Source organism: Pedobacter sp. AK017, assembly GCF_014200825.1.
Taxonomy (GTDB): domain Bacteria; phylum Bacteroidota; class Bacteroidia; order Sphingobacteriales; family Sphingobacteriaceae; genus Pedobacter; species Pedobacter heparinus.
In genome coordinates, this window is the sequence record NZ_JACHCW010000020.1 from 46,321 (window position 1) to 60,893 (window position 14,573).

Below are 14,573 nucleotides of genomic sequence, written 5' to 3' on the forward strand. Positions count from 1 at the left end.
CGGCTTTTAGACATGGCATAGAATATTAATGAGCTTGCCGAAAGGATCACGGGTATAAAATCTTTTTACTCCCCAGGGCTCAACTATGGGGCCGTATTCAATAACAAATCCCCCTTCCATTGTGCGGTTTAAAGTTTCTTCGAAATCATCCACTTCAATTGAAAGGTCTGGTGTCAATGTTCCTGAACCACCTTCGGAAGCAAAACTGACCTGAACAGTCATTTTTTGATTTTCAATTCCGTAGGTTGTAATCCAGCCGTGATCCATTAAGCATTCAAGCCCTAGTATATTTTTATAAAAGGCTTCGGCTTTGGCAATGTTTTCTGTATGAAGATTTGCTACAATTCGTTTGACCATAAACTAAGATAGGGATACTTTATTATAAAGATTACGTTTCTTAAATTATCAGTAGATTATATTTACTTCTTTAGTCACAAAGTCCCAAATACAAATACAACCTCGCTTTTCGGATTATCAAGTTTGGTGCTTTTACGTATACCATTTTCTATTGCATGGATCATATTGCTTTGCGAATTATGCTGTTCAAACAGGATATCATTTTTTATACCCAATTCTTTAATTGCAGACACTTTGTCGGTTTCAAAATAACACCAGGCTGCATCTTCTTCGATTTCGTAACCCTGATATTTTAAGGTGAGTACCTTACGGTCTGCATTGAGTTTAAAATGCTCCTTTATATAAGAAGCAATCAGTGCATCCACTTGTTTCCTGTCGGACGGTTTCAGGATATTCACTTTTGTATTGTATTTTTTTTCCAGGGCTTTCTCAAAATCATCAAAAAAAATACGGATGCTAACCTGTAACGTTCCGGTACTTTTATTATGTGCAACTTCTGTTACACTCACATAAAAGGGATGAAATATATTTAACCAAAAAAATAATATACACTGCAGCATTTTGTTTTTCTTAATTCAAATGAGGATATTGCTATAGATTTAGCTAAGTTACAAATTTATTCAATGCAGGACTTCCCACTTTATTTTCAATTAGGCTGGCGACACATTTTAGACTGGCAGGGATATGATCACATTTTATTTGTGATGGTGCTGTGCGGGACCTATATGCTAACCGACTGGAAAAAAGTACTAATCCTGATAACAGCTTTTACCATTGGCCATAGCATAACCCTGGCCTTAAGTGTATTCAAAATCATAACTGTAAATACGCCTTTAATCGAATTTTTAATTCCCGTTACCATAATGGTTACCGCTGCAGCCAACATACTGGGCAAAAGGCAAAAACCCAAAGGTCAGAAATTCAAGTATACCATGACCCTTTTCTTTGGCCTGATTCATGGCTTAGGCTTTTCTAATTACTTGAAAAGCTTGTTGGGTAAAAGCAGCAGCATTACCGCCGAACTATTTGCTTTTAATATCGGACTGGAATTTGGCCAGATACTGATCGTTATTGCAACATTGATCTTATCATTTATCCTGATCTGGATGGTAAAAATAAAACGATGGGATTGGAATTTCTTTCTTTCATCTGCTATATTTGGAATATCATTTGTAATGGCGGCAGAACGTTTCCCGGCATTATTAGGATAATAACTTAAACTTCACCTCCACCAATGAATAAGATACTGCTGTTTTTTATTGTGCTTTTATGTAGCGCCAAAGCTTTCGGTCAGCATATACTTCATAACCCCAGTTCTAATCACGGGAACAAATTTGAACAGCTTGGCACCATTCTTTCCGGCCCTAACTCCTACCGTTCGGCTTCCGGTGCACCTGGCCCAGCATACTGGCAACAGCGTGCTGATTATGAAATTAATGCAGAACTGGATGAAAAGAACCTGCGTTTAAGCGGCTCAGAAACCATTACTTATTACAACAACTCTCCCGACCCACTAAGTTATTTATGGGTACAGCTGGATGAAAATGAGCATAAGGCCAGCAGCGATAATAAGCTGACAGAACAGAGCAGGATGACAGATCAGATGGGTTATAAGGCCTTATCAGATATCATTAACCCTGAAAATGACCTGGGCGTTAAAATACTAAAGGTTACAGATGAAAAGGGGACTGCCCTGCCTTATGTCATCAACAATACCATGATGCGTATAGACCTGCCCTATGTATTACAGTCCAAACAAAAATATAAACTTAAAATAACCTGGAATTACAAAATCATCAACCGCGTAATAGATGGAGGCAGAGGTGGTTATGAATATTTTGCTGAGGACGACAACTATCTGTTTACCATTGCCCAGTGGTTTCCACGCATGGCTGTTTATTCTGATTTCCAGGGCTGGCAAAATAAACAGTTTGAAGGTAGGGGCGAATTTGCACTTGTATTTGGCAATTATAAGGTAAACATGACTGTACCGGCCGATCATGTGGTAGGTGCTACAGGCGAATGTCAGAATTATGCCCAAGTGCTGAGTGCTGCCAGTTTAAAACGATGGAATGCCGCACAATCTACAAAAGTACCTATTGAAATTGTAAACCTGGCCGAAGCAAAATCAGCCATCACCAAAAAATCGACTGCTAAAAAAACCTGGACCTACCTTGCCGAAAATGTAAGGGATTTTGCACTGGTATCGTCAAGGCGATTGGTTTGGGATGCCATGGCAACCAGTATAGAAGGTAAAAAGGTAATGGCTATGTCTTACTATTGCCCGGAAGCTTATTCACTTTACAGCAGGTATTCGACCAAAGTGGTAGCACATACTTTAAAGATCTATTCCCAGCACACTATCCCCTATCCTTATCCCGTAGCCATTTCTGTAGAGGCTGCCAACGGAATGGAATACCCGATGATCTGTTTTAATTTCGGACGTACAGAAAAAGACGGCACTTACACGGAGGCCATTAAATATGGTATGATCGGTGTAATTATACATGAAGTTGGGCATAACTTTTTCCCGATGATAGTGAATTCGGACGAGCGACAATGGACCTGGATGGACGAAGGTTTAAATACTTTTTGCCAGTACATGGCCCAGCAGGCATGGGACATTAACTACCCTTCGCAGCGCGGCCCTGCACATAAAATAGTGGATTACATGAAATTGCCTAAAGACCAGCTGGAGCCCATTATGACCAACTCTGAAAACATCGTTAATTTTGGACCAAATGCCTACGCAAAACCAGCTACGGCACTGAATATTTTAAGGGAAACCGTTATGGGCCGTGAGCTTTTCGATTATGCTTTTAAAGAATATGCAAAACGATGGGCCTTTAAACATCCTACCCCTGCAGATCTGTTCAGGACGATGGAAGACGCATCGGCGGTAGACCTTGATTGGTTTTGGAGAGGCTGGTTTTTTAGTACTGACCCGGTAGACATTTCACTGGATGATGTACGCTACTACCGTATGAACAGTATGAATGCGGCTATTGAAAACGTAGAACTTAAAAAGGCTTATGACAAGGACCTTTACAATATCAGCAGGGAACGCAACCGCAAAGAAGGCATAAAATTCGCTATAGAACAAGATACAAGCCTACAGGATTTTTACAATAAATTTAACCGCTTTGAGGTGAGTAAGTCTGCCGATCAAGAATTTCAGCAATACTTCAGCAACCTTTCCGCAGCAGAAAAAAAACTTTACGAAAGCAAGAAGAACTTTTATGAACTGGATTTCTCGAATATAGGGGGACTGGTGATGCCCATCATTATTGAATGGACCTTTAAGGATGGCAGCAAGGAGGTGGACCGCATTCCTGCCTATATCTGGAGAAAAAATGAAAATAAAGTAACCAAAGTTTTTGCGAAAGATAAAGAAGTAATTGCTGTACAACTGGATCCATACCGCGAAACTGCCGATATAGATGAAAGCAATAACTCATGGCCAAGAAAAAATCAGCCAACCAGATTTGAACTGTTTAAACAACAGCAGGCACCCCGTGGGTCATCGACTGAACAGACCAACCCAATGCAGCAATCCAGACAAAGGCAATAGGACTAAAAGAACCCTAGCTGTCCTTTATCATCAATTTTGATATCATCCGGATTGGTGATCTCAAAATCTATTTTTTTTGCGGGTTTCTCTTCCTGTTCCGGCTCAGGTTTGGCTATGGGCTCTTTTTTCGGTTTTGTTTCATCAGCAGACTTTTCTTTGGCAGGACCCGTTTCTTTTTTTGGCTTAGGTGCTTCGGCAGGTTTGGTGGCCCCGCTGTCCCATTGTTTTTTAGGTTTTTCGGCCGCAGCAGGCTTTTCAGTAGCGGGAATTTCAGGTTCAGGTAACGGAGCTTCCTCCTCATCTGCATCTTTACTCAATGCAGGATCAACCAGTTCTTCCCCATTTTCTATATTCGTTGCAGCGGCTTCATCCTCTTGAAACTCATCCTCAGCCTCATTTGCCACAGAAACAACTTTAACTTCTTCAGCAGGTTCAATTTCCGTGTGATTTGAAATGGTTATATTTTTAACTTCATGGGCAGTAAGCCTGTTTCCATTGGCTTTAATTCCTTTTACATCAATAAATTCGGCAAGAACAATTTCAAGTGTTTCCGGAACCTGGGTTTTTCCTTTCAATACATCAACTGTTAAAACCGCTGCCGGATTGCTGCTGAGGTAAAGGAACTTCGATCCGTTCTCCTCACTAATCAGACTTACTTTTTTGCCTACAGCAATCGGCTCAAAAACGAACCTTTTGATAAAATAGTTTTTGGCTTTACCCTCATATTGCACAACTGCAAAAGGTTTTTCAGGGTCAAACTTCTGAATTAAGATCAGATCGGCATCAAAGTGGTTGCTCAGCTCAAAAGTACTCAGTTCATACCAGCCGTCTTTATGTACCTGCAATATTTTATCCTCGCCATCAAATTCACCAAGATATTTGCCCCTTCCGTCCACATTTAACCTTCTTAGCAAATCATCATACCAGATTTTTAGTCCCGAAAGTGTAGATACGCCTTTGCTTTTCAGCAGTATTTTTTTAACCGGATATTTAGAAACAATATTTCCCTGTGAACCGCGTCCTTTTATCGCAATTTCAGCAAAATCGAGATCGAACTGCAGCTTTTTTAACTTGCTATGTGGTTTAAGCTGTACAGTCACAATTTCGGCTTCTCCATTAGGATTAGCTGTAAAATACAGCACTTTTGAGCCCTTACTCCCTTTTGTCAGATCGTATTCCTTATCACGGGTAACCCCTACAACGGCAAAACGCTTAATATAAGAAACCCCGCTCGCCCCATCTTTATAGATCATGTTGTAAATGGTCCGTTCATCCCCCTTTTTAAATACCTGGGCATGCAGGATACCCTTACCTACAAAAGTTTTATCGGCAACTTTCGTAATGATGCATTTACCATCTTCCCTAAAAACAATGAGCTCATCAATATCTGAACAATCGGCAACAAATTCATCCTTCCGCAATCCGGTCCCTATGAAACCATCTTCACGGTTCATGTAAAGTTTAACATTGGCTAAGGCTACTTTAGATGCCTCAACCCGATCAAACAAACGGATCTCAGTTTTACGCTCCCTGCCCTTACCATACTTGTCCTTTAATTTTTGAAACCAGGCAATGGCATATTCCGTTAAATGCCGTAAATGGTTTTTAACCACTTTGATCTCATCAGAAAGGGCTTTCATCTGTTCATCCGCTTTTTTAACATCAAAGCGGGTAATGCTGCTCATGGGTTTATCAATCAGCTTTTTAAAATCCTCAGGAAGTATTGCTCTGTAAAGACCTGGTTTAAAAGGCTCAAACAACCTGTTCAAAACCTCTACCACCATTTCAAAATTGACTGAATTTTCATATTCAGCATTTTTATACATCCCTTCCTGAATAAATATCTTTAGCAATGAGCTGAAAAATATCTTTTCCTGTAATTCATGCAGCTTAATTTCCAGTTCCTTTTTCAACAGGGCCTTGGTGTGCATCGAATTCTCTATCAGGATATCATTAACACTTAAAAACTGAGGTTTTTCATCCTTAATGATGCAGGTATTTGGTGATATTGAAACCTCACATGAAGTAAAGGCGTATAAGGCATCAATGGTCACATCAGGAGAAATACCTGGTGCCAGCTGGATCACGATCTCGACATGGGCAGCGGTATTGTCCTCAATCTTTTTGATCTTGATCTTGCCCTTGTCGTTAGCCGATAAGATACTGTCAATTACCGATCCGGTAGTCGTGCTGTAAGGTATTTCTGTAATAACCAGTGTTTTTTTATCCTTTTCGGTGATTTTGGCCCTCACCCTGATACGGCCCCCACGCATTCCCTCGTTGTAAGCAGAAAAATCGGCCATACCACCTGTAAAAAAATCAGGCAAAATGTTAGGCCGATGCCCTTGCAATGCTTCAATAGAAGCATCCAGCAATTCGATAAAGTTATGTGGCATTACTTTGGTTGCTAAACCAACGGCAATACCTTCAGCTCCCTGGGCAAGCAACAGGGGGAATTTAACAGGCAAGGTAACCGGTTCGTTGTTACGTCCGTCATAACTCAACTGCCAGATGGTTGTATCACCATTAAACACAACTTCATTGGCAAATTTAGATAAGCGGGCTTCAATATAACGCGGCGCAGCAGCATTATCACCGGTAATCGGGTCTCCCCAGTTACCCTGACAATCAATCAGCAGATCTTTTTGTCCAATCTGCACCATGGCATCACCTATGGAAGCATCCCCATGCGGATGGTATTTCATTGTATTTCCAATCACGTTGGCTGCCTTATTGAAGCGTCCATCATCCATCTCTTTCAAAGAATGCATGATACGTCGCTGCACCGGCTTCAAGCCATCATTGATGTGTGGCACAGCGCGGTCAAGAATTACATAGGAAGCATAGTCGAGGAACCAGTTTTCATAAAGTCCGTTGATTGGAATTACGGTATGTTTATTCTCTTCGTTTATGTTGTTTTCTATTTCTTCGCTCATCAAAAAAGGATTGTATGCTGTAAATATAAGGGTTGAAAACGAAATTTAAGAACTGAGTTTTTAACAGTTGGCAGCAGCAGAACTATCCATACACGTCATTAAGTATTTACTTGTTTTCAAAAAACAGGCCTCTATTAACATTGTTTTAAACAATTTAATTATTTAGATTGTAGATATATAGAATCCCCAAAATTTTGCTTCTGGTGGCATGATTTTGGTTATTAATGAGGTTCAGAGCACTCAATTTAAATTAGTTTGAATAAATATATACGCAAAAGCCTAAAAATTCTGCTTTGGATCATCGCAAGTATCGTCCTGCTGGTTATCCTTATTGCCTTTTCTTTAAATATTCCTTTTGTTCAAAATTTTGTAAAAGATGAAGCCATTGGCTATCTGAAAAAGAAAACGAAAACTGAAATCACCCTGGAAAGTATAAAAATCGGTCTTCCAAAGGACATTATATTGAACAAGTTATATATTGAAGATAAAAAAGGTGACACTTTACTTTATGCACAAAAAATGGCAGTAGACATTAGCCTGTTCCAGCTGTTAAATAATAAAGTTGAAGTGAACAACATCACTTTGCAGAAAATAAGGTCAAATGTAACCCGCATTAACCCCGACACTTCTTTTAATTTTTCCTTTTTAGTAGACGCATTTATGTCGGACCAGACCAAAACCGAAGAAGAAGTAAAAAAGGACAGTACCTCCACCCTTAAATTTTCGGTGAGCAAGATTAATCTGGAAGACATTGGTATTGTTTACCATGATGATGTTGCGGGCAACGACATGCGGTTAAACCTGGGAGAATTTAAAGCCAACATTAAAAATTTTGACCTCGACAACCAGCACTATGTGATCAAAACATTGTCCTTAAAAAACACCTCTGTTAAATACCTGCAGCAAAAACCGCTTACCCAATTGCAGGCACACCTGGAGAACAGTATTGATACTGCCAAAACAGCTTCGGGAAAATTACCTTTGGTAGAAATACAGGACTTTGCCTTTAACAACATTAAAATCGGTTTTGATGACAGGCTGTCGAAAACAAGCGCAGATGTAGATTTAAACAGCCTTACACTTAGCAAATTATTTGTTGACCTGACCAATAGTAAATACAACATTGAAGAAGCCACATTAAGCAACAGCAGGGTAAATTTCAGTTCCGGTGAATCGGACATGAAGGCGAATGCAGACCTAAAAGAATTATCGTTCAATAAACTGATTGCAGATGTGCAGCATAGCAAATACGAATTGGGTGATGTAGCATTAAACAGATCGGATGTTGCTTTTTCATTCAAACCGGCTAAGCCCGTCGCTGCCACTAAAAACAATACACAAACAGCTGAAACAACCAAAACCCCGGGAATTGCGCTGCGGGTAAACAGCCTGAGCCTGGCGCAGAACAAGGTGAAATTTGACAATTACGCCGAAAAACCCGCTAAAGGGATGGACTTTAACCATCTGTTGATTACTCAGCTTGGCTTGCAAGCTAAAAATCTGGCTTATAGCGATGCAGGCATAAAGCTGAATGTAAAAGCTGGAGTTATGAAAGAAAAGAGTGGTTTTGAGCTTAACACATTGCAGGGCGACATAGCCTATTCTGAAAAGCAGACCAAAGTTAACAATCTTACGATTAAAACCCCGAATACCAGTATTGAAAGCAATGCACAACTGGATTATACGGCTATCGAAGACCTGACCAAACATCCTGAAAGGGTAAAAATTTATGCACAGGTAAAGAATACCACGATAAGTTTAAAGGATGCAGCCTATTTTAGTGAGGCCTTTCCGACAAGCTACCGAAACGAGAAAATAAAAGTAAATGCCCTTGCCCGTGGCTATATGAATAACCTGGTGATCCCGAAACTTCAGGTAGATGGCTTGAAAAGCACCCATATTGATGTAAGTGGCACCGCAAAAGGATTACCTGATATAGAAAAAGTAGTGCTTGACCTAAACGTTAAGAGATTTTCACTCAGCAAAAGTGACCTGCTTGTAGTAATCCCAAAGAAATCATTGCCTGCAAACATTACACTGCCCAATACCATTAATGCCAGGGGCAAATTTAAAGGATCCATGACCAATTTCAATACGGGTTTTAACATCAGTACCGATATGGGTTCGGCCAACCTGCTGGCCAGTATGAAAGGGCCCAAAGGCCGGGAAAATTATACAGCTAACATCAACCTGAACAATTTCAATGTGGGCAGATTGTTAAAAATGGAACCACAGCTTGGCCGCATTACTGTAAAAGCTAATATTAAGGGAAAAGGGCTGGATGCTAAAAAAGCCAATGCCACCCTAAACGGGCAGGTAATAAATGTCTATTACAACAAATACAATTACCGCAACTTACTGCTGAGCGGTTCCTATAAGCAACAGCAACTGGACTTAAAGAGCAGCATGGCCGATACCAATGCCAATTTTGCCCTTACGGCCCATGTCGATATTTCGGGCAAATATCCTTATATAAAAGCTAATGCTAACCTGAAACAGGTTGACCTGCAAAAGCTGAACTTTAGTCCGACTGAGTTCAAACTGGCCGGAACAATTAAAGCTGATGTAAAAACCGCTGATCCGGATTACCTGAATGGCGACATCATCGTAAATGGCCTGCAGGTAGTTAAAGAGGGGCAACGTTTTAATGTCGATACCATCATTGTTCATTCTGAAGCATCGGCCGACCATAACCTGCTTACTCTAAAATCAGAATTCCTGAGGGCTAAAATAGATGGTAAATACCAGCTTAGCAATCTAGCTGCCGCCATGATCAATCAGATCAACAAATATTATCAGTTTGGGACCGTAACAAAAATACCGGAACAGCGCTTCAGGTTTTATGTAAATTTTTATAACCCCAAAATCTTAAAGAACTTTGTACCGGAACTCAGTACCTTTGCTCCCTCACGCATGTGGGGCCTGTTGGACACCCAAAAAGACAGTCTGGTCATGAATGCTGTATTTCCTCAGCTTGTGTATGGAAGTTACCGGGTCGACAGTACAAGGCTGAATGTTAACAATACAGACCAGAAGCTAAATTATAAGCTAACTATCAAAAGCCTGCAAAGCCCATCCTTATCCTTCTTCAACAATGAGATCAGTGGGGCAGCAGATGACAATAACCTTGATCTTAATATATTTTTGAGGGATAGCAAACGCAGGGATAAATACATGCTTGGTGGTACATTTAAATCTTTCAATAAAAATTACAGGTTTAGCTTTGACCCGCAAAAGCTGTTATTAAACTATGAAAAATGGATTGTAGCCCCCGAAAACTATTTGCAATTTGGTACATCTGGTATACTGGCCAACCAGTTTAACCTGAGCCAGGGCAAACAACTGCTGAGTATCAACAGTGAAACCAATACCCCTAATGCCCCACTTAAAGTAGAATTTAAAGATTTCCAGATAGAAACCCTTACCCGTTTTGCGGAGGCCGACAGTGCGATGGCCGGTGGTCTAATTAACGGCATTGTAAATGTGAAAGACCTGGCCGGCAGCCCTAAATTTGAAGCCAACCTGACCGTAGACCAGCTCCGGTACCAGAAAGACATGCTGGGTACTTTGCGCATTGCGGTAAACAACAATACAGAAAACACTTATGAAACCAATATTGCTTTATCTGGTGTACATGAATTAAGAGCCAGTGGCTTTTATTATACTGCACCTGAAAGCGCTTTGGACATGACATTAAATATCGATAAAATAGATTTAAAAGCAGTAGAAAGCCTTTCTATGGGCCAGATCAGGAAAGGAACAGGAACAGTAAGCGGACAACTTTCTGTTAAAGGTAGCCTGGATGCCCCAAAAGTACTGGGCGACCTGAAATTTAACCAGGCAGGTTTCAATATTGCGTATGTAAACTCTTTCTTCAGGATGCCAAACGAAAGTATCAGTTTTACGAATACAGGCATAAATTTCAATAAGTTTACTATCCTTGACTCCCTAAACCAGAAAGCAGTGATTACTGGGGGTATACTGACTAACAATTATCGCGACTTTAAGTTCAATATGGACATCAGGACCAATAATTTCAGGGCACTGAACTCTACTGCTGAAGATAATGAGCTCATCTACGGGACTGTATATTTAACCAGTAACATTAAGGTACGTGGCGACATGAACCAGCCGGATGTGAACATGACCATCAGGGTTGAGGACAAAACCAAATTTTTCTTTGCCATGCCGGCTGATGATCCAACAATTATCGATCAGGAAGGTATTGTGCAGTTTGTTGACTTTAATGCACCACCTTTTAACGGCACGAAAGCCCTTTCAGTTTCAGATTCGGTGAGTAAAGCCCCAATTAAAGGGATTAATTTGAGCGCCACGATTACCATAGACCCTGGTGCAGAATTGAATGTCGTAGTTGACCCCGCAAATGGTGATAACCTGAAAATTAAGGGGGAAGCAAACCTGACTGCGACAATGGACCCGAGTGGAAAAACCAGTTTAACCGGCAGATATGATGTATCCAATGGAAGTTATAACCTGTCAGTTGGCCCGGTAAAAAGAGAATTTAAACTACAGCAGGGCAGTAATATAGTATGGACAGGTGAGCCAACCTCTGCCAATGTAGACCTAACGGCGATGATTGAAGTAAATACCCCACCGATTGACCTGATCGGAGCACAAGCAGCTTCATCATCAACGACAGCTAAAAACAAACTCCCTTTCCAGGTGTATTTAATGATGACCGGAGAGCTGATGAAACCGATCATCAAATTCAAAATAGATTTGCCCGAAAACAACCGTGGTGCAGAAGGAGGACTTGTTTATGGCAAGCTGCAATCGATCAATAGCGACGAAGGCCAGGTAAACAAACAGGTATTTGCCCTGTTGGTCTTACAACGTTTCATTGCCGATAACCCCTTTGAAAGTCTGGCCGGAAATGGAAATGGTCTGGTTACTAATTTTGCCAGATCTAGTGTGAGCAATTTGCTGACAGAACAGTTGAACAAAATGGCTTCGGATCTCATTAAAGGTGTAGATATTAATTTTGGCATAAATTCATCAGAGGATTATTCGAGCGGTCAGCTGCAAAACAAATCGCAGCTCGAAGTTGGCTTATCTAAAAAACTGCTAAGCGATCGCTTAATTGTAACTGTAGGAAGTTCATTTGGGATTGAAGGACAGACAGCCGGACAGAATTCGACCAATATTGCCGGGAACGTCAATATCGAATACCTGCTTTCCAAAGATGGAAAATATCGTTTAAGAGCCTACAGACGCAATCAGAATGAAGGCGTTATTGAGGGCCAGATTATAGAGACCGGTATAGGTTTTGCATTGGTAGTAGATTACAATAAGTTCCGGGAAGTTTTCCAGAATTTTTCTAAGAAAAAAAGATTAAGACAAGAACAAAAGCCTAAAGATGACAATACGAATTAGATTCAGCTTATTTATACTTGCATGTTTAACTTTGGCCGCCTGCAGTACAACCCGGAGTTTAAAGCCCGGCCAGATTTTATATACAGGTGCCGAGATACGGATCAATCCGGATTCTTCGGTAAAAATTGCTGATCAGAAATCCGTTAAAGAAACCTTACTGGATAAAACCAGGCCAAAGCCAAACAGCGCTTTCCTGGGGATAAAATATGGATTAATGATATACAACCTTGCCGGTGAACCGAAAAAACCTACGGGGGGCATTCGCAACTGGCTTAGAAAAAAAGGCCAGACACCAGTACTTTTAAGTGAGGTAAAACTACCTTATAACAACGCGGTACTGACCAGTTACCTGATCAGTCAGGGTTACCTGCAATCCAATGTGGCAGGAGATACAGTTATAAAAGGAAAAAAGGGAAAAGCCATATATACAGCCAATACAGGTATTAGGTACAAAATCAATAGTGTTACTTTTCCGAAGGATAGTGGTGGTCTTACCAGGATTGTAAACGGGCACAAAGACAAAACCCTGTTAAAAGCAGGTAACTTTTACGATCTGGATATATTTAAGAACGAAAGGGAACGCATTGATAACGACCTGAAAGAACAAGGTTATTTTTATTTTAGCCCGGATTACCTGATTTTACAAGTAGACAGTACCATTGGTAAAAATCTGGTCGACATACGGGTTAAAGTAAAAGATATTGCACCCGATGCCGGTTTAAAGCCCTATACCATTAAAAACATCAATATCTTCCCCAACTATAGTTTAAGAAGAGACAGTGCGTTAAGAAAGTCTGCTCCTGAAATTTATAATGATTTCAGGATTTACGATCCCAGACATACTTTTAAACCTCCCCTGTTTAACCGTCTGGTCTTCTTTAAAAAAGACGAATTGTACAACAGAAAAGACCATAACCAGTCGCTGAACCGAATGGTAAACATTGGTGCTTTCCAGGCCGTAAAAGCAGAATTTGTGCCTATAGACAGCTTCAGAAACGACCAGCTTGATCTGAACATCTACCTTACACCACTAAAGAAAAACTCACTTACCTTCTCGGTTACAGGAACCAGCAAATCTAACAATTTTGTAGGTTCAGAAGTAAAACTTACACAAACCACCAGAAATTTATTCAGGGGGGCAGAACAACTGGATGTTAGTGCCAGTGGTGGTTTTGAAAGCCAGTTTGGCAGTGGTGCTTCACAAGGATTAAACTCCTATTCCTTTACTGCCGAAGGCAAGCTGACCTTTCCAAGATTTATTACACCCTTCAAAGAGATAAACAGTACCAATGCCTTTATTCCTAAAACAGTGGCACTACTCTCATACCAGCTGCTACACAGGGGCTCATTATATAACATCAATTCTTTTAAAGGTCAATATGGCTATAAATGGAACGAGAATAAGTATAAAGAACATGCTTTTAATCCCATCTCTGTTAATTATGTAACTTCTGGCCTGTTAACGTCAGATTCTGCAAAAAAGGATAGTATTTTGAATGTGACACCTGGTCTGATCAACGTTCTGGAAAAACAATTCATCATTGGAAGCACCTATAGCTTTACCTATACCAATCAGTTTGAGGATTACAGAAGGAACACCATGTACCTGAATGCTACACTGGAGACTGGCGGAAATGTCTGGGGTATGTTTGCCAGAAAAAACAAAGAAGGGAATAAAGCCATAGCTGGGATTGCACTGAACCGGTTTGTGCGCATTGAGGCAGACTTCAGAGATTATTTTAAAGTTACCAAAACAGTAACCTGGGCCAACCGGATAGACCTTGGTTACGGTTATGCTTATGGAAATCAAACCACCCTGCCGTTTGTACGCCAGTTTTTTGCCGGCGGGACCAACGATATCAGGGCCTGGGCTGCCCGGTCAATCGGACCAGGAACTTATTATTATAAAAACGATCCGGCGGTGGTCAACTCCAATTACATCGATCAAAGCGGAGACATCAAGGCGCTCATCAGCTCAGAGCTTCGCTTTAAAATGGTGAGCAGATTATATGGGGCGGCCTTTGTTGATGCAGGTAACATCTGGTTGCGGAAAAAGAATCCGGAAGACAAAAGACAGGGTACAGAATTCCAATTAAAAAATGCCCTGAATGAATTTGCTGTAGGTACTGGCGCCGGACTTCGTGTAGATGCTTCCATTTTTGTGATTCGCCTGGATGTGGCCTTCCCCATTCGCAAACCATACAACGAAGAAGGAAAACGCTGGGTACTTAATGAAGTTGATTTCGGCAGTGGTGCCTGGCGCAAAGATAACCTCGTGTACAATATTGGTATAGGGTATCCTTTTTAATATTACT

The 14,573-nt window shown here is 40.7% G+C and carries 7 protein-coding genes; 4 read left to right on the top strand and 3 right to left on the bottom strand.

Annotated elements, in window-relative coordinates:
• Window positions 1-6: 6 nt before the first annotated feature.
• Both HDC92_RS22160 and HDC92_RS22165 read right to left on the bottom strand, forming a co-directional pair.
• Complete coding sequence (locus tag HDC92_RS22160) at window positions 7-357, bottom strand: VOC family protein (protein ID WP_183877148.1); 351 nt, start codon at window positions 355-357, stop codon at window positions 7-9.
• A 74-nt stretch (window positions 358-431) separates the two neighbouring features.
• Window positions 432-917: a DUF6702 family protein gene (locus tag HDC92_RS22165; protein ID WP_183877149.1), complete on the bottom strand. Its 486-nt coding sequence runs from the start codon at window positions 915-917 to the stop codon at window positions 432-434.
• 63 nt (window positions 918-980) lie between these two features.
• On the opposite strand from HDC92_RS22165, the gene HDC92_RS22170 reads away from it, so the two are divergent.
• The gene (locus HDC92_RS22170; protein WP_015809270.1) at window positions 981-1,568 is read left to right on the top strand and encodes a HupE/UreJ family protein; all 588 of its coding nucleotides are present in this window, start codon (window positions 981-983) and stop codon (window positions 1,566-1,568) included.
• Window positions 1,569-1,591: 23 nt separating this feature from the next.
• The gene (locus tag HDC92_RS22175) at window positions 1,592-3,928 is read left to right on the top strand and encodes a M1 family metallopeptidase (RefSeq protein ID WP_183877150.1); all 2,337 of its coding nucleotides are present in this window, start codon (window positions 1,592-1,594) and stop codon (window positions 3,926-3,928) included.
• 2 nt (window positions 3,929-3,930) lie between these two features.
• On the opposite strand, the gene HDC92_RS22180 is transcribed toward HDC92_RS22175, so the two are convergent.
• The gene (locus HDC92_RS22180) at window positions 3,931-6,864 is read right to left on the bottom strand and encodes a DNA gyrase/topoisomerase IV subunit A (protein WP_183877151.1); all 2,934 of its coding nucleotides are present in this window, start codon (window positions 6,862-6,864) and stop codon (window positions 3,931-3,933) included.
• 255 nt (window positions 6,865-7,119) lie between these two features.
• On the opposite strand from HDC92_RS22180, the gene HDC92_RS22185 reads away from it, so the two are divergent.
• A complete protein-coding gene (locus tag HDC92_RS22185) occupies window positions 7,120-12,258 on the top strand; it encodes a translocation/assembly module TamB (RefSeq protein ID WP_183877152.1) in 5,139 nt (1,712 codons plus the stop codon).
• Window positions 12,242-14,566: a BamA/TamA family outer membrane protein gene (locus HDC92_RS22190; RefSeq protein WP_183877153.1), complete on the top strand. Its 2,325-nt coding sequence runs from the start codon at window positions 12,242-12,244 to the stop codon at window positions 14,564-14,566. The genes HDC92_RS22185 and HDC92_RS22190 overlap by 17 nt, the downstream gene beginning before the upstream one ends.
• The last annotated feature ends 7 nt before the right edge of the window (window positions 14,567-14,573 follow it).